At 67.6% G+C, this 15523-nt stretch carries 19 protein-coding genes; 7 read left to right on the plus strand and 12 right to left on the minus strand.

The features are described from left to right. Positions 1 to 65: 65 nt before the first annotated feature. Both G6N46_RS07130 and G6N46_RS07135 read left to right on the plus strand, forming a co-directional pair. Positions 66 to 578: an anthrone oxygenase family protein gene (locus tag G6N46_RS07130; RefSeq protein WP_234880613.1), complete on the plus strand. Its 513-nt coding sequence runs from the start codon at positions 66 to 68 to the stop codon at positions 576 to 578. 69 nt (positions 579 to 647) lie between these two features. Beyond that, entirely contained in the window at positions 648 to 2063 is a 1416-nt protein-coding gene (locus G6N46_RS07135) for an amino acid permease (protein WP_138248907.1), read from the plus strand. Here G6N46_RS07135 and G6N46_RS07140 read toward each other — a convergent pair. After that, positions 2041 to 2622, minus strand: coding sequence for a TetR/AcrR family transcriptional regulator (locus tag G6N46_RS07140; protein WP_138248826.1), 582 nt, complete (start codon positions 2620 to 2622; stop codon positions 2041 to 2043). The genes G6N46_RS07135 and G6N46_RS07140 overlap by 23 nt on opposite strands. A 394-nt stretch (positions 2623 to 3016) precedes the next feature. Further along, complete coding sequence (locus G6N46_RS07145; RefSeq protein WP_170215066.1) at positions 3017 to 3262, minus strand: hypothetical protein; 246 nt, start codon at positions 3260 to 3262, stop codon at positions 3017 to 3019. A gap of 65 nt (positions 3263 to 3327) precedes the next feature. Between G6N46_RS07145 and G6N46_RS07150 the strand changes: the two genes are divergently transcribed. Further along, a complete protein-coding gene (locus tag G6N46_RS07150; RefSeq protein WP_138248824.1) occupies positions 3328 to 3636 on the plus strand; it encodes an SMP-30/gluconolactonase/LRE family protein in 309 nt (102 codons plus the stop codon). Between the two features lie 84 nt (positions 3637 to 3720). Continuing rightward, complete coding sequence (locus G6N46_RS07155) at positions 3721 to 4503, plus strand: SDR family NAD(P)-dependent oxidoreductase (protein ID WP_138248823.1); 783 nt, start codon at positions 3721 to 3723, stop codon at positions 4501 to 4503. Positions 4504 to 4534: 31 nt separating this feature from the next. On the opposite strand, the gene G6N46_RS07160 is transcribed toward G6N46_RS07155, so the two are convergent. Genes G6N46_RS07160 through G6N46_RS07170 form a run of 3 tightly spaced genes read right to left on the minus strand, consistent with a single transcriptional unit; the run spans position 4535 to position 6751 of the window. Continuing rightward, a complete protein-coding gene (locus G6N46_RS07160) occupies positions 4535 to 5335 on the minus strand; it encodes an SDR family NAD(P)-dependent oxidoreductase (protein WP_138248822.1) in 801 nt (266 codons plus the stop codon). A 4-nt stretch (positions 5336 to 5339) separates the two neighbouring features. Then, entirely contained in the window at positions 5340 to 5618 is a 279-nt protein-coding gene (locus tag G6N46_RS07165; protein WP_061004221.1) for a hypothetical protein, read from the minus strand. Further along, positions 5618 to 6751: a 3-ketosteroid-9-alpha-monooxygenase, oxygenase component gene (locus G6N46_RS07170; protein WP_061004219.1), complete on the minus strand. Its 1134-nt coding sequence runs from the start codon at positions 6749 to 6751 to the stop codon at positions 5618 to 5620. Before G6N46_RS07170 ends, G6N46_RS07165 begins: the two co-directional genes overlap by 1 nt. 143 nt (positions 6752 to 6894) lie before the next feature. On the opposite strand from G6N46_RS07170, the gene G6N46_RS07175 reads away from it, so the two are divergent. Then, positions 6895 to 8601: a 3-ketosteroid-delta-1-dehydrogenase gene (locus tag G6N46_RS07175; protein ID WP_138248821.1), complete on the plus strand. Its 1707-nt coding sequence runs from the start codon at positions 6895 to 6897 to the stop codon at positions 8599 to 8601. A gap of 3 nt (positions 8602 to 8604) precedes the next feature. Here the strand turns inward: G6N46_RS07175 and G6N46_RS07180 are convergent, their stop codons facing one another. Both G6N46_RS07180 and G6N46_RS07185 read right to left on the minus strand, forming a co-directional pair. Then, entirely contained in the window at positions 8605 to 8991 is a 387-nt protein-coding gene (locus G6N46_RS07180; protein ID WP_064860423.1) for a DUF2237 family protein, read from the minus strand. Between the two features lie 3 nt (positions 8992 to 8994). Then, complete coding sequence (locus tag G6N46_RS07185; protein ID WP_138248820.1) at positions 8995 to 9477, minus strand: PTS sugar transporter subunit IIA; 483 nt, start codon at positions 9475 to 9477, stop codon at positions 8995 to 8997. Between the two features lie 137 nt (positions 9478 to 9614). Here G6N46_RS07185 and G6N46_RS07190 point away from each other — a divergent pair, with 137 nt between their 5' ends. Further along, on the plus strand, positions 9615 to 11126 hold the full coding sequence (locus G6N46_RS07190) for a PTS transporter subunit EIIC (protein ID WP_138248819.1): 1512 nt from the start codon (positions 9615 to 9617) through the stop codon (positions 11124 to 11126). Here the strand turns inward: G6N46_RS07190 and G6N46_RS07195 are convergent. Then, on the minus strand, positions 11123 to 11791 hold the full coding sequence (locus tag G6N46_RS07195; RefSeq protein ID WP_138248818.1) for a PadR family transcriptional regulator: 669 nt from the start codon (positions 11789 to 11791) through the stop codon (positions 11123 to 11125). The genes G6N46_RS07190 and G6N46_RS07195 overlap by 4 nt on opposite strands. A 60-nt stretch (positions 11792 to 11851) precedes the next feature. Next, complete coding sequence (locus tag G6N46_RS07200) at positions 11852 to 12385, minus strand: TetR/AcrR family transcriptional regulator (protein WP_138248817.1); 534 nt, start codon at positions 12383 to 12385, stop codon at positions 11852 to 11854. A 142-nt stretch (positions 12386 to 12527) separates the two neighbouring features. On the opposite strand from G6N46_RS07200, the gene G6N46_RS07205 reads away from it, so the two are divergent. Beyond that, complete coding sequence (locus G6N46_RS07205) at positions 12528 to 13727, plus strand: cytochrome P450 (protein ID WP_138248816.1); 1200 nt, start codon at positions 12528 to 12530, stop codon at positions 13725 to 13727. Here the strand turns inward: G6N46_RS07205 and G6N46_RS07210 are convergent. The 3 genes from G6N46_RS07210 to G6N46_RS07220 form a co-directional block, all read right to left on the minus strand. Beyond that, positions 13718 to 14437: a trimeric intracellular cation channel family protein gene (locus G6N46_RS07210; protein ID WP_064860426.1), complete on the minus strand. Its 720-nt coding sequence runs from the start codon at positions 14435 to 14437 to the stop codon at positions 13718 to 13720. The genes G6N46_RS07205 and G6N46_RS07210 overlap by 10 nt on opposite strands. Before the next feature lie 3 nt (positions 14438 to 14440). Then, positions 14441 to 14746 carry a DUF2469 domain-containing protein gene (locus G6N46_RS07215; protein WP_003893809.1) on the minus strand — a complete coding sequence of 102 codons (306 nt, stop codon included), beginning with the start codon at positions 14744 to 14746 and terminating at the stop codon, positions 14441 to 14443. An 83-nt stretch (positions 14747 to 14829) separates the two neighbouring features. Next, on the minus strand, positions 14830 to 15513 hold the full coding sequence (locus tag G6N46_RS07220) for a ribonuclease HII (protein ID WP_061004203.1): 684 nt from the start codon (positions 15511 to 15513) through the stop codon (positions 14830 to 14832). Between the last annotated feature and the right edge of the window lie 10 nt (positions 15514 to 15523).

Here is a 15523-nt window from a genome sequence, read left to right on the forward strand (position 1 = left end):
GCTCGCGTATGGAAGTGAGGCTTTTGACGATGGATCGTCCAACCTGGGATCCATACGGTCGGTTCATGACCTTCACCAAGCTCCCCCAGCCGCTCGGCACGACGGCGCTCATCGTCGCTCTGCTGTCCTCCGGACTGCTCGCCGGCCTCTACTACGCGTACGCGGTGTCGGTGATGCCCGCGCTCGGCGCGTTCGACGACCGGACCTTCATCGACGTCATGAACAAGATCAACGTCGTCATCGTCAATCCGCCGTTCCTGCTGACCTTCCTGGGATCGGTCGGCTTCACCGCGCTGGCCGGCGCCTGCTACCTCAGACCCGGCGCCCGCCCGGTCCTGATCTGGATCGGTATCGGGTTGGCCCTCAACATCGCCAGCCTCGTCATCACGTCGGTGGTCAACGTGCCGCTGAACGACAAACTCGCCACGGCGGCCGGATCGACCAGTACCGCCGACCTCGCCTCGCTCCGCGCGCAGTTCGAGTCGTCGTGGTTGCGCTGGAACATGATCCGCGCACTGGCCAACACCGCGGCCACCGGCGTCCTGGGCTGGACGCTTGCGATGCCGGTCCGCGGTTGATGCGTGATTAACGCACGGTGACCACAACCCTGGGCCGGCGCGCAGAACTGCGGCATCGTCGCGGCGGTGGTGAGTTCGGAGCTCAAGGCCAGTGATGCGCAACTGGCGAAAGGCCTGCGGCGCAGGCATTTGAACCTGATCGCGCTCGGCGGGGTGATCGGCGCCGGGTTGTTCGTCGGCAGCGGCGTCGTGATCGGCAGTGCCGGACCCGCGGCCATCGTGTCGTTCCTGATCGCCGGCATCATCACCCTGCTGATCATGCGGATGCTCGCCGAGATGGCAGTGGCGCAACCGGTGGTCGGCTCGTTCTATGTCTACGCCCGGCAGGCGCTGGGACGCCGTGGCGGTTTCGTCACGGGCTGGATGTACTGGTACTTCTTCGTCATCGTGGTCGCCGTCGAAGCCGTTGCGGGCGGACGCATCCTGCATCTGTGGCTGCCCGCGGTGCCGCTGTGGGTGCTCAGCCTCGGCTTGATGCTGGCCCTGACCGCGAGCAACCTGGTGTCGGCACGCTCGTTCGGCGAATTCGAGTACTGGTTCTCGTCGGTGAAAGTCATTGCCATCGTGGTGTTCCTGGGCATGGGTGCACTGTGGATCACCGGACTGTGGCCGCACTCCACACCCGGGCTGGCCAATCTGATCGACAACGGGGGCTTCGCGCCGCTCGGCTGGGGCGCGGTGCTGGCGGCCGTGGTCCCCTGCGTCGCGTTCTATACGGGCGCCGAGATCGTCACCATCGCCGCCGCCGAATCAGACGAGCCCGAGCGCGCGGTGACGCGCGCGATGAAGTCGATCGTGTTCCGCATCATCGGGTTCTACGTCGGATCGATCCTCGTGGTGGTGGCCATCCAGCCGTGGAACACCAAGAGCGTGAGCATCAGCCCCTATGCCTCGGTGCTCACCGTGCTGGGCATCCCGGGCGTCGCCACGATCATGAACTTCATCGTGCTGACCGCGGTGCTGTCCTGCCTCAACTCGGCGCTGTACACGACCTCACGAATGCTGTTCGCGCTCACCACCTCTGGCGACGCGCCCCGGTTCTTCACCAAGCTGTCCCCCAGCGGCGTCCCGCGCCGCGCGATCCTGCTGGGCACCGCGGTCGGCTACGCCTCGGTTGCCGCGACCTACGTGTGGGGCGACGTGGTGTTCAACTTCCTGATCAACTCCTACGGCGCCGTCGCACTGTTCGTCTACCTGATCATCGCGATATCGCAGGTTGTCCTGCGGCGCCGGATCGAGCGGTCGGCGCCGAGCACGCTGAAGCTGAAGATGTGGCTTTTCCCGTGGCTGAGCTACGCCACCATCGCCCTGATGGCGACGGTCATCCTGGCGATGGCGTTCCTGCCCGACACCCGATCCCAGTTCCTGATGAGTGGCGTCACCCTGGCCGTCATCCTCGTCTCCTTCGAGGTGGTCCGGCGACGCCCGTCACCGGCGGCCGAGCCCGCGACGCCGGTTGCGGTCACGGCGCCGCAAGGATACTGATCGCGATATCGGTAGCCGGGCCGATGACGCTTTCGATGTCCAGGTCGTCCTCGGCGGTCTGGGCGGCCAGCTCGCGCACACCGGCCAGCAGCATCACGGCTTTGGGCTTGGTGATCGGCGGCAGACCGGCACGCTGAAATCCCGGGTTGGATGCGAGTTCGCCCAGCAGCGCGGCGAGTTCGGCGAAATTGCGCCGCTGAATCGGACGGGCGGCCGCGCCCAGCGCGGGCAGGTCGCGGATCCAGCTCAGCGAAATCGCCGGGCGCGCAGTGAGATGCGCGATGTACGCCGTGAACATTTGGCGAATCTGATTGTGCCAGTGCGCATCTGAGTCGACGGCCTGCCGGATGTCGGCGACCAGATCGTCGGTCACCGAGGCCAGCAGCGCCAGGTAGCACTCCTGCTTGTTCGCGAAATACAGGTAGAAGGTGGTCTTGGAGGCCTGGGCCACCCGCACGATGTCGACGACGGACGTCGCGGCGTACCCGCGTTCGGCAATCAACGTGGCGAGGGCGTCCACGAATCGCTGACGGGCGTCGTCATCCTCCGTGTTGCGCATGACAGTACGTTATCGTACTGTCCCCTGACGTGCGAGTACGACCTCGTACTCGGAGCTGGGGGTAGACGATGATCCGTGCTGTGCGACGCCCGAGACGCGGCGCCGTGGCCCGCCTGGCAGCGACGGTGGCGCTGGCGTTGCTGGCCGCCGTCGGTGTCCCGCCGACACCCGCTGCCGCCGTGGCGATCACCCGCTGCCCGTGGCGAGCCACCACCGTCGCGAGTGGACTCGGTTCGCTGGAGAACCTCGGGTTCGACGGTTCGGGCACCATGCTGGTCTCACGCACCGTCGGCACTTCCGGGCAGTTGTACCGCCTCACGCCCGACGGCAAGGGCAGCACCTTCGTACCCAATGTCGCTGCGCCGGGCAGCATCACCGTCGCCGACGGCGCCGCCTACTTCACCACCGGAAACAACTTTCTCTCCGGGGTCTTCGGCAGCAAGGACGGCACCATCGCGCGCGTGGACCTCGGCACCGGCGCGCTGACGACGATCGCCACCAGACTCACGATGCCCAACGGGATGGTCCGGTTGCCCGACGGTTCGTTCGTCGTCTCCCGCAACATCGGCTGGACCACCGGGCTGACCAGGATCAGCGCCGACGGCACCCGCGAAACCCGACTCGCGCCCTCGGTGACCATGGCCAACGGCCTGGCATACGACGCCGCGCACAACGCCGTCGTCGCGTCGATGGACCTTGCATCCCGTGAGCACCCTCGCCATCGTGGACATCAACGACCCCAGCCACATCCGCACCGTCAACCTCGGGCTGTTCGGGCTGTTCGGATTCCCCGACGACCTCACGGTCGGGCCGGACGGCCTCATCTACCTGGCGATGGACGGCGGCGACATCGTCCGCGTCGACCCCGACCGGCACGCCGCGTGCATTCTGGCCTCGGGGATGTTCGGCAGCACCTCGGTGCGCTTCGGCGCGGGCACCGGCTGGGACCCACAGGCGTTGTACAGCACCGACCTCTTCGGCACCGTCCGCAAGCTGACGCCGACCGCCGGTTGAGAAGACATCCCGGTGACCGGACCACAGCCGTCCAGCGGCACACGGGGGCCGCAAGAATCCTTCCGCGACGAAAGGACTTGCAGCATGGATAGATTCAGCGACCGCCGGGTCATCGTGACCGGCGCCGGGTCGGGCATCGGCCAGGCCACCGTGGCCCGCCTGCTCGATGAGGGCGGCACCATCGTCGCGTGCGACATCTCCGCTGACGGCCTGGCCCGCACGAAGGAAGCCGCCGAAAAGGCCGGCACCGCAGCACGTCTCACCACCACGGTGCTCGACATCTCATCCGAAGAAGACGTCGCCAGGGGCGTCGACGCCGCGGTCGCCGCCATGGGCGGACTGGACGTGCTGGTCAACGTCGCCGCGATCGAGACCTGCTCGCACACCCACCAGACGACCCTGGCCGACTGGAACCGCATCATCGCGGTCAACCTCACCGGCACGTTCCTCATGACCCGCCAGGCGCTGCCGGCACTACTGGCATCGGGGCGCGGTGTGGTCATCAACTTCACCTCGACCTCGGCGAGCTACGCCCACCCCTACATGGCGGCCTACTCCGCCAGCAAGGGCGGCATCCTGAGCTTCACCCACTCGCTGGCGCTCGAATACGCCAAGCAGGGGCTGCGCGCCGTGAACATCCAGCCCGGTGGTGTCTCGACCCCGCTGGCCAACGGCACGTTCGCCAAGATGCCCGAGGGCACCGACTACGGGTTGTGGACCAAGCAGGTCCCCATGCTCAACACCGGCAACGACGCGAACCTGGGTGACCCCAGCGCGGTCGCCGCGGTGGTCGCCATGGCGGCTTCCGATGACGGCGCGTTCCTCACCGGCACCGAGATCCGGATCGACGGCGGCGCCCACTGTTAGACCATCCGCGGGTGCCCAGCTGAATCAAGTCTCAGCGGACGACGACCTCGCTGGGCACCCGCGGATCACCAAGCATCGCCCGATGTGACGGCGGCGTCCGGCCGTCGACATCGGTGATGCCATAGCGCTGGGCTTCCTCCGCCGCGATCACCGTCTGCCCGCTGATGCCCTCCAGATCCGGGTCCCGGTACAGCGCGTTGATCACATGCCCGATGAACTCCGGCGTCTCGAAATTGCCCGCGGCCTTGGCCAGCGTCTCGGCGTCGAACGCCTGCTTGAACTTGTCGGTCAGCAGGATGCCCATCCAGATCGACAATGTCGACACGCCCGTGCCGTGGAAGTCGACCGCCATATCGGCCGCCATCTTGTCGACGCCGGCCTTCTGCGCACCGTAGGCGGGGCCGTGCATGTAGCACACCCCGCCCGGCGACGAGGTGAACGCGATCAGGCCGCGCCCTTGCGCCACCAGCAGCGGCGCGGCATGCCACGACGCCACATACGCCGACCGCAGCCCGACGTCGAGGACATCACCGAGGCCGATCGGCTTCTCCCAGAACGGCTTCGGGTCGACGAGGTTGTCATGGACCACCGCCGCGTTGTTGACCAGCAGGTCGAGCCGGCCGGACTCGTCGGCCACCCGCGCGAACAGCGCAGCCACGGCATCGTCGTCGCGGTGATCCACCGGAACGGCGATGCCGCCGTCGCCGGGATCGGTGACGGTGCGTCCCGTCAGGTACACCGTCCACCCGTCAGCCACCAATGCGGCGGCGATGCCCTTGCCGGCACCCCGGCTGGCACCGGTGACGACCGCGACCCGCTTCTCTGCGCTCATGCCGTTATGGTGCCACGCCCAGTTCGTCCTGAACGACGTGCACGACACCGGCCGCCACCGCATCCGCGATGGATTCCTTCAGCTGGCCGCATGCCAGGAAGATCCGGCCCGGCAGGCATTCGGCGCGCTGCCGTTCCTCGCACCTCGCGGCCGACTCACGCGTCCACTGCACACTGGTCTGCTGCCAGCTGCCCTTGCGCGCCAAAACCTCTGCGCCACAAGCGCGGCAGGTCACCGGCACCATCGGCATGTCGGCCAGCCGGATGTCGGGCCGCGCGGTCATCAGACCGACTCCGCGGCCCGCGCGGCGGCGATGTTGGCTGCCATCTCTCTGGTCCACGCCTCCCGCGGGACGGTGGTGTCCAGCTCGTATTCGAACCGGTCGGTCATCTCCGGCACCACATCGGCGACGTCGACGTAGAACTGCTCGTACCACCGGCGCAGCTGGTAGACGGGGCCGTCCTCCTCGACCAGCAGCGGATTGTCGATGCGGGCCTTGTTCTTCCAGATCTGCACGTCCTGCTCGAAGCCCTGCTTCACCCAGTCACCGAGCGCGTGCGCCGTCGCGACGGCCGCGTCCTCGGGCAGGCCTGCCATCTTCTTCACGATTATTCCGTACTGCAGCACAAAGGAATTCGCGTCGATCGGGTAGTGGCAGTTGATCAGGATGGTCTTGTGATCGGCTTCCGGGTAGTGGTACGTCAGGTCGTCGATCATGAAGGACGGCCCGTAGTACGACGCCACCGACGTCGACCCCAGCATCTTCGCCCCCTCGGTGCCCTGCATGTCCTCGCGGCCGCCACCGTTCATGTACTGCGTCGCGACCTGGCCTTCGAAGATGTTCTTGAAGTGCGACGGCACCGAGCCGTGGATGTAGAAGAAGTGCGCCATGTCGACGACGTTGTCGATGATCTCGCGGCAGTTCACGTTGACAACCGTTGTGTACCAATGCCAATCGGTCCACTCATCGCTGCCCGCCTGCTCGATGCGCGGGATGTAGACGTCCGCCGGCGGCGCGCTGCCCTCGGGGTCGTTCCAGATGAACAGCATCCCGTCCTGCTCGAGGGTCTCCCACTTCGCGGTGCGGGCAAGCCGCGGTGTGCGCTTGGCGTACGGCACCAGCTTGCACTTGCCGTCGCCACCCCAGCGCCAGTCGTGGAACGGGCAGGCGATCTCGTTGCCCTTGACGGTGCCCTGGCTCAGGTCACCGCCCATGTGGCGGCAGTAGCTGTCCAGCACGTTGAGCTCGCCGTCCGCACCGCGGAACACGACGAGCTTCTGCCCGAAGGCGTTGATCGAGTGCGGTTTGCCGTCACCGAGGTCCTTGGTCAGGCCAAGGCAATGCCAGCCGCGGGCGAACCGGGTCGGTGCCTCACCGGCTTCGATCTGGCGAACATCGACATCCTCCAGCGACATCTGATGACCATCCTCACATTGAAAACTGGGCTGCAGTTTGATGTTTCAGGTCTAACAGCAACGGGGTGGGCAACGCACGTGTTCTCCCGCTGGCAGGGACGTCCGAGGCCGGAAACCCGTCTGCCGCAATACGCTCAGCGGCCGTGACGACATCTGCCGCGGCCACGATTCCGGCCGGCCTCGACATCGCTGACACCACCGTCGATCTGCTGGTGATCGGTTCCGGCACCGGCCTGGCCGCCGCGCTGAGCGGCCACGAGTCCGGGCTGAACGTCCTCGTTGTCGAGAAGGCCCCCGACGTCGGCGGTTCCACGGCCCGCTCGGGCGGCGCCCTCTGGCTGCCGACCACTCCCCTGGTGACCGACAAGGGCACCCCCGACACCGCGGACCGCGCCGCGACCTATCTCGACGCCGTCGTCGACGGGACCGCGCCGGCGCCCCGCTCCACCGCCTTCCTGAAGCACGTCAACGCGACCGTCGACATGCTGGGGCGCACCACCCCGATGCGACTGTTCTGGGCCCGCGAGTACTCCGACTACCACCCTGAGCGGCCGGGCGGCCGCGCCACCGGCCGCACCTGCGAATGCCGGCCACTCGACGCGCGCGTGCTCGGCGAATACCGGGACCGGTTGCGCGGGGGTGTCATGGAGGTCAAGGTCCCCATGCCGACGACCGGCGCGGACTACAAGTGGATGAATCTGATGACCCGGGTGCCACGAAAAGGTCTGCCGCTCATCGCAAAACGGCTCGCGCAGGGTGTCGGCGGCAAGCTGCTGGGGCGCGAATACATCGCCGGCGGCCAGGCCCTGGCGGCCGGGCTGTTCGCCGGTGTGCTGCGGGCCGGCATCCCGATCTGGACCGACACCGCACTGGTCCGGCTGACCGGCGACGGTCAGCGGGTCACCGGCGCGGTGCTGTCGCACGGTGGCCGTGAGGTCACCGTCAGCGCCACGCGCGGTGTCGTGCTGGCGGCCGGTGGCTTCGACCACGACATGGCGATGCGCCACAAGTACCAGTCCGATTCGCTCGGCGCCCACGAGAGCCTCGGCGCCGATTCCAACACCGGTGAGGCCATCCGGGCCGCCACCGACGTGGGTGCCGCCACGGCACTGATGGAGCAGGCCTGGTGGTTCCCCGCTGTCGCGTCCGCGGACGGCCGCCCGCCGACCGTCTTGCTGGCCGAGCGCTCGCTTCCCGGCTCGCTCATCGTCGACCAGGACGGCAAGCGCTTCGCCAACGAGTCGACCGACTACATGTCGTTCGGCCAGCGCGTGCTCGAACTCGAGCGGGCCGGCACCCCGGTCGAGTCGATGTGGATCGTGTTCGACCAGAAGTACCGCAACAGCTACGTCTTCGCCGCCGGCTCGTTCCCGCGGATGCCGCTGCCCAAGTCCTGGTACCGGGCCGGTATCGCCGCCAAGGCCACCACCTTCGCCGAGCTGGCGGCGCAGATGGGTGTCCCGGTCGCCGACTTCGAGCACACCATGACGCGGTTCAACGAGAGCGCGGCCGCCGGCATCGATCCCGACTTCGACCGCGGCCTCAGCGCCTACGACCGGTACTACGGCGATCCGACGGTGACGCCCAACCCGAACCTGCGTCCACTGGTCAAGGGCCCCTTCTACGCGGTGAAGATGACGCTGAGCGACCTCGGCACCTGCGGCGGCGTCGTCGCCGACGAGCGTGGGCGGGTACGCCGCGAGGACGGCGGCGTCATCGACGGGCTGTACGCGCTGGGCAACACCGCGGCCAACGCCTTCGGCGCGGTGTACCCGGGCGCGGGCGCAACCATCGCCCAGGGCCTCGTGTACGGCTACATCGCCGGGCGGGATGCCGCGGGGCAGCTCTGACGCTCAGAGACTGCCGAGATCGTCGGGCACGTCGACGGCGTATGCCCTGAGCACCTCGAGCGGCACGACCTCGAGGGTCCGCTCGTGCGTGGAGGCGAGCACCACCGGTGCCGCGTAACCGTCATTGTGCGCCCGAAGCCAGTTGACGGCGGTCACGCACCAGCGGTCGCCGGGAGACAGGCCCGGGAAGCGGTATTCCGGCATCGGCGTGGACAGGTCGTTGCCTATCGAACGCTGGTGCGTCAGGAACTCGGCGGTCACGACCGCGCAGATGGTGTGCCGGCCGGCGTCCTCGGGTCCGGTCGAACAGCAGCCGTCGCGGTAGAAACCGGTCAGCGGTTCGGTGCCACACGGGTCAAGCGGGGCACCGAGCACATTGCGATCTGCCACCGGTCAATCCTGCCTTACCTGGTGCGCAGTGAAAAGAATTGCCCCGCAATCGATGTCCGCACCCGAGGTGACCGCGGCGGACAAGGTCACGTGCTCCGGCACGCGTTCGTCCATGACCACCACGGCGACAATGGGATTGAGCCCCGTGGCCTCGACCGCGGGAACGTCGTAACCGATGACGACCTGCCCCGCGGTGACGTCGTCACCCTGACTGACATGGGCCGTGAAACCGGCGCCGTTCAGCGTGACGGTGTCCAAACCGAGGTGTACGAGAACGCCCACGTGGTCCGATGTCACCACGATGTACGCGTGTGGCATCAGCTTGAGGAGCCTGCCGCTGACCGGGGCGACCGCCTCGATCACCCCGCGCGGCGGGTCGATCGCGGCGCCGTAGCCGACCATGCCCGCCGAGAACACGGGATCCGGGACGTCCTCGAGCCGCACCGCACGCCCGGCCACCGGGGCGAGAACTGACGTCTGACTCACTGTCGCATCTCCTCTGCTGTTGCGCTCCAACAATACGAGCGGCGCCCAACGCCCTCTCACTGGTGCGTGTTCTCGTCTAAGCTTCCGCACAACTTGCGCGCCGAGTGGCGTTTTTGCGGCAGAGAAGGGTCTCGCACATGAACGGCACGGCGAAAATCGCAGGTGCACAGGATAAGTCGGACCTGCGGATTCCCGGCTTCGCTCAACTGCAGCGGCTCGGCAAGAGCCTGATGTTGCCCATCGCGGTGCTGCCCGCGGCGGGCATCCTGCTCCGACTGGGTCAAGATGATCTACTGGGCAGGATCAAGGCTCCCGTCATCGGACCGTTCGTCCACGCCATGAGCGCGGCCGGCGACGCGATATTCACCAATCTCCCGCTGTTGTTCGCCGTCGGCGTGGCCATCGGGTTCGCCAGGAAGGCGGACGGCTCGACAGCGCTGGCCGCCGTCGTCGGCTACCTCGTGGTGCAGTCGGTGTTCAAGACCATGTCACCGGTCGTGCTGGCCGGCGAGGTCGACAAGGCCGGCGGCCAGGCCCAGATCAACTACAGCGTGTTCGCGGGCATCGTGGTCGGTCTGCTCACCGCGTGGCTGTTCGACCGCTACCACACCATCCAATTGCCCGCGTACCTCGGGTTTTTCGGGGGCAGACGGTTCGTGCCCATCGTGGTGTCGCTCGCCTGCCTGTTCCTCGCGTTCGCGATGAGCTACTGCTACCCGCTCTTCGATGCCGGCCTGACAGGCCTCGGCAAGTTCATCGGCGGCTCGGGTGCCTTCGGCGCCTTCGTGTACGGATTCGCCAACCGCATGCTCATTCCACTGGGCCTGCATCACATCCCGAATTCCTACGTGTGGTTCCTCTACGGCGACTACCAGACTCCCGACGGCCACGTCGTCACCGGTGAACTCACGCGCTTCGCCGCGGGCGACCCGACCGCGGGCATCCTCACGTCGGGCTTCTACCCGGTGCTCATGTTCGGCCTGCCCGCCGCCGCGCTGGCGATGATCCACGTGGCGAACAAGAAGCAGCGGAAGGTCGCCGTCGGCATCCTGTCGGCGGCCGCGCTGACCGCGCTGCTGACCGGCGTGACCGAGCCGCTCGAGTTCGCATTCATGTTCGTGGCGTTCCCCCTGTACGTCATCCACGCCGTGCTGACCGGGCTGTCGCTGGCGGTCGCGTACCTGCTCGACATCCACCTCGGCTTCTCGTTCTCGGCCGGGCTGGCCGATCTCCTGCTCTACGGCACGGCCCCCGCCGCGAAGAACATCCCCCTGCTCATCGGCATGGGTGTGGTGTTCTCCGTCGTCTATTACGTACTGTTCCGATTCGCCATCACGAGGTGGAACCTGCGGACCCCGGGACGGGAGCTGGAAACCGAATTCGAGGCGGAAGAGCAGGAAAACCTCGGCGAGAGCGCGGACTCGAGGCCCGAGCAGGTGATCGCGGCATTCGGCGGCCGGGACAACCTCGTCAGCGTCGACGCGTGCATCACGCGGCTGCGCATCGAGGTCGCCGACAAGAGCAAGGTGGATCAGGACCGGCTGAAGAGTCTCGGCGCCGCAGGCGTCATCGAGGTCGGCAACAGCGTTCAGGCGGTTTTCGGCACCGGCTCCGAGGCCCTGAAGAACGACATCACCGCCGTCCTCTAGGCGTCGTGGCGGCCCTGAACCTCGCGCTCGACCTCACGCCACAGGCCCGGCATCGAACGCGGCATCCCCGCAACGCCTTTCGCCGCGGTCTGTAGCACCGCGTCGGCGTCGTCGATGTCCTTCATCAACTCGAGCGCCAGTTCCCGCTCGGCGGCGTAGTACTTGGCCGCCCAGCGCAGCGCGATCACCGAATACGCCCACACCGGCTGCGCTTTTGCACCGTCGGAGTCCTCGGCGGCCTGCCGCTCCATGGCCTCGCAGTAGGCGACGTGCTGCTCGAGCAGCTCCCGCAGCCGGGTCGGGTTGCTCAGGTGGCCGAACGTAACCCGCAGCAGCACACTGTGTTTGAGCACCGGCGGGTCGACGGGGGCGTTGTTGGTCCAGTCGGTCACGGCAGCCATGCCCGACTCGGTGATCTTGTACAGGCGACGGGTGCGCAGGCCTTCGTCCTGCTCCACGCGGGACTCGAGATAGCCAAGTCCCTCAAGCTTTTTCAGCTCGGTGTAGATCTGGCTGTACGACGGACTCCAGTAGTAGAAACCGACGCTCCAGTCGATCCACTTCTTGATGTCGTAACCGCTGAGTTCCTCTTCGTACGACAACATGCCCAGCAGCGTCCAACTCGTCGCCGCCAGCGACGGTTTGCTCTGGGGCTTGCCTGCCATCTGCTTAGCCTAACAATCTATTGCCGCAAAGGCCCTAGTCATGACCGCCTGTCGGGACAGTCAGTGCCGGGCCACCGGCGGGGCTACGGCGGCGACGTACCGCCGTACCACCTGCTCTTCGGCCTTTTCGTCAGCCAACGGCCAGCACAGCAACGACAGCACAACCCGCACGATCCAGTCCGCGAGGAGCGGATCCGTGATTCCGGTCAGCTCGGCTGCCGCCTGCGAGAGCCGGGGTGAGTCGAAGTCGACGAGGGCTCCGGCACGCACCACGCCCGAGGCCAGCGGGTCCGCCCGGACCACCCGCAGGGACGTCAGCACGGCCACGGCGATCCGATCGGGCCCGGTGTGCCCGGCGACCGCCTGCGCGATCTCCTGACCGACCCGCATGACCGCGCGCGCCAGCACCCCGTCGCGCAGCGCCTGTTTACCGCCGACGTGCCGGTACACCGTGGCGCGCGAACAGCCCACGCTCGCCGCGACCTCGTCGATGTTCAATCGGTCCAGACCCCGGGCCGCGGCGCTGGCCGCCGCGGCGGCATAGATGCGTTCGATGCCCGCGTCGCGGCGATCGGCGCCGATCAACCAGTCCATCTGCCTGATACTAATCCATCGATTTGTCTCATAGCGAGACGAAACTTCTGATTCCGTCTGCATCACCGCAGCTCGCGGACCGTGCGTGAGACGGCCGAATTTCGGCCTTGACATGCTGTTGCATGAGCCCAAAACTCAAGGCGTGCAATTGGTTTCAGATCTGCTCAGCCCGTCCGCGCTGGACGATCCGTATGAGTGTTACGCGCAGCTTCGCCTGGCCGGTCCGGTCCACCGGGTGCCCGGCACCGACTTCTACCTGGCCACCACGTGGGATGCCGTGCAGGAAGCCGTCAGCCGCCCGGAGGACTTCTCCTCAAACCTCACCGCCACCCTGGTGACGCGCGGGTCGCAGCTGGCGGCCTTCGACATGGGCGCCGTCGACACCGCCGGACACGTCCTCGCCACGGGCGACGACCCGCGGCATGCGCACGAACGCAAACTGGTGCTGCCGGCCCTGGTGGCCAAGCGAATTCGGGCCCTCGAGCCGGCGATCGCCGACATCGCCCGGCAGCTGTGGCAGGACGGGGCCGCGGCCGGCAGCATCGAGTGGATGTCCGCCATCGGCGACCGCCTGCCGATGACGCTGGTCGCCAGGCTGATCGGGCTGCCCGACGACGACGTGCCGCAGCTGGTGCAGTGGGGCTACGGCAGCACCGAACTGCTCAGCGGCGTCTTCGACCTCGATCACATCGCTGCCGCGGTGGAGACGTCGACACAACTCGCCGGCTACCTGTACGCCAAATTCGCTGAAGCGCAAGCGAATCCGGGCGACGACGTGCTCGGTGACCTCGCCCGCGCGGTGGCCGGGAACGCCGTCGCGCCCGAGGTGGCGGTGCTGATGCTGGTTCAGCTGGTCGGCGCCGGCGGCGAATCCACCGCCGGGCTGATGGGCAACGCCGCCCGGCTTCTCGCCACCCATCCCGATGTCCAGGAACAGGTGCGGAACGACCCGCAGCTGGTGCCCGCGGTGTTGGAGGAGACGCTGCGGCTGGAGTCGCCGTTCCGCAACCATCACCGGCACATCCGGCAGGACACCACGCTGGACGGCGTTCCGTTGCCCAAAGACGGTCACCTGCTGCTGCTCTGGGGGTCGGCCAACCGTGATCCGGCGGCCTTCGACGACCCCGACGTGCTGCAGCTGGGCCGGCCGAACCTGCGCAATCACCTGGCGTTCGGGAAGGGCCTGCACTTCTGCGTCGGTGCGGCCCTGGCGCGCACCGAGGCCCGTATCGGGATCACCACACTGCTGGAGGCCACCGACTGGTTCGAGCTCGCCGACGCCGAATGGGTACCCAGCCTCATGGTGCGCCGGCACCGGCGCCTGGAACTGCGCTACCGCTGACCGTCACCGGGGGTGCCGCCGGCCTCGTCACGCAGCATCCGCACCGAGATGTGCGGCAGCCGCTGCCCCGGCTTGCGGCCGAAGGTGTACTCCCACGACAAACCGCCCCACAGCTGCCAGCCACGGCGGCGCGAGATCAGGCACAGCCCCGCGCCGACCGCCGTGCCCACCAGGACGCCCGTCTGCGCCAGCCCCAGATTCCAGAACCCGGCCACCACCGCACTGGCTGCCAGCGCACTCGTCGCGTACAGAGTGTTGCCGCCGAAAATCTGCGGAACCCGGTGCGTCGTGAGATCCCGCAGCGCGCCGCCGCCGACCGCGGTGATGGTGCCCAGCAGCAGGGCCGGTACCCAACCGAGCCCCAGGGACAACGTCTTCTGCGCGCCGGCGGTCGCCCAACAACCGAGGGCCAGCGCGTCCACGTAGGGAAACACCGCCCGCCAGCCGCGGCCACCGATCGGCATCAGGAAGGCGATGGCCGCACCGATCACCGCGCACAGCGCGTAGCGAAAGTCGGTGAGCGCCACCGGCGGTCCGTGCTGCAGCAGGGTGTCGCGGATGATGCCGCCGCCCAGCCCCGACATCAGCGCCAGCGTCAGGAAGCCGATCGGATCCATGCGCTCGTCGCGGGCGACGATGCCGCCCAAGATCGCGTTGGTCAGGACGCCGACCAGGTCGATGACGGCGAACAGCTCGCCGATGGTCGACACGGGCTATTCGGGCAGGCGCAGTTCGGGCTTCTCGACCTCTTCGATGTTGACATCTTTGAAGGTGATGACCCGGACCTGCTTGACGAACCGCGCCGGCCGGTACATGTCCCAGACCCAGGCATCGGCCAGGCGCAGCTCGAAGTAGACCTCGCCGTCCGCGTTGCGCGGGATCAGCTCGACGCTGTTGGCCAGGTAGAAGCGCCGCTCGGTCTCCACGACGTAACTGAACTGCCCGACGATGTCCTTGTACTCGCGGTACAGCGAGAGCTCCATCTCGGTTTCATACTTCTCGAGATCCTCGGCACTCATCGGCACAGACTCATCAGTTCAGCGGTCCTTCGGTTCTTGCGGGCCATGTCTTGTTCGGATTGGCGACTAGTTCCCATTTTTCCTCACCCCGATCGGCAGCGCTGCCCTATCGCCGGGTTGGCAGCGAGCTTGCGCACATTGGCGAACGAGAACCGGTGCTCCGGGCAGGGCCCCAGCTCCGCCAGTGCCGCGGTGTGCGCGGGCGTGCTGTAGCCCTTGTGGATCGCGAAGCCGTAGCCCGGATGGACGGCATCCATCTCGACCATCAGTCGGTCGCGGCTGACCTTGGCCAGCACGCTCGCCGCGGCGATGCAGGCGGCCGCGGCGTCCCCACTGACCACCGGCAGCGACGGCACCGACAGACCCGGCACCCGGAACCCGTCGGAGAGCACATAACCCGGCCGCAGCGACAGGCCCGCGACCGCGCGGCGCATGCCTTCGATGTTCGCGATGTGCACCCCGCGCCGGTCCACCTCGACCGACGGGATGAACACCACGTGGTACGCCAGCGCGTAACGCCGGATCAACGGGAACAGCCGTTCCCGTTCGGCTTCGTTCAACTTCTTCGAATCATCGAGCGCCGCCAGGCTTTCCAGCCGGTTGGGGCCCAGGACACAGGCCGCCACCACGAGCGGGCCGGCACAGGCCCCGCGGCCGACCTCGTCAACCCCGGCCACCGGCCCGAGGCCGCCGCGGTACAGCGCGGACTCCAGGGTGCGCAGGCCCGCGGACTTGCGGATCACTGTGCGGGGCGGCCAAACCGGCAACGGAAATCCT

Source organism: Mycolicibacterium phocaicum (assembly GCF_010731115.1).
Classification (GTDB): domain Bacteria; phylum Actinomycetota; class Actinomycetes; order Mycobacteriales; family Mycobacteriaceae; genus Mycobacterium; species Mycobacterium phocaicum.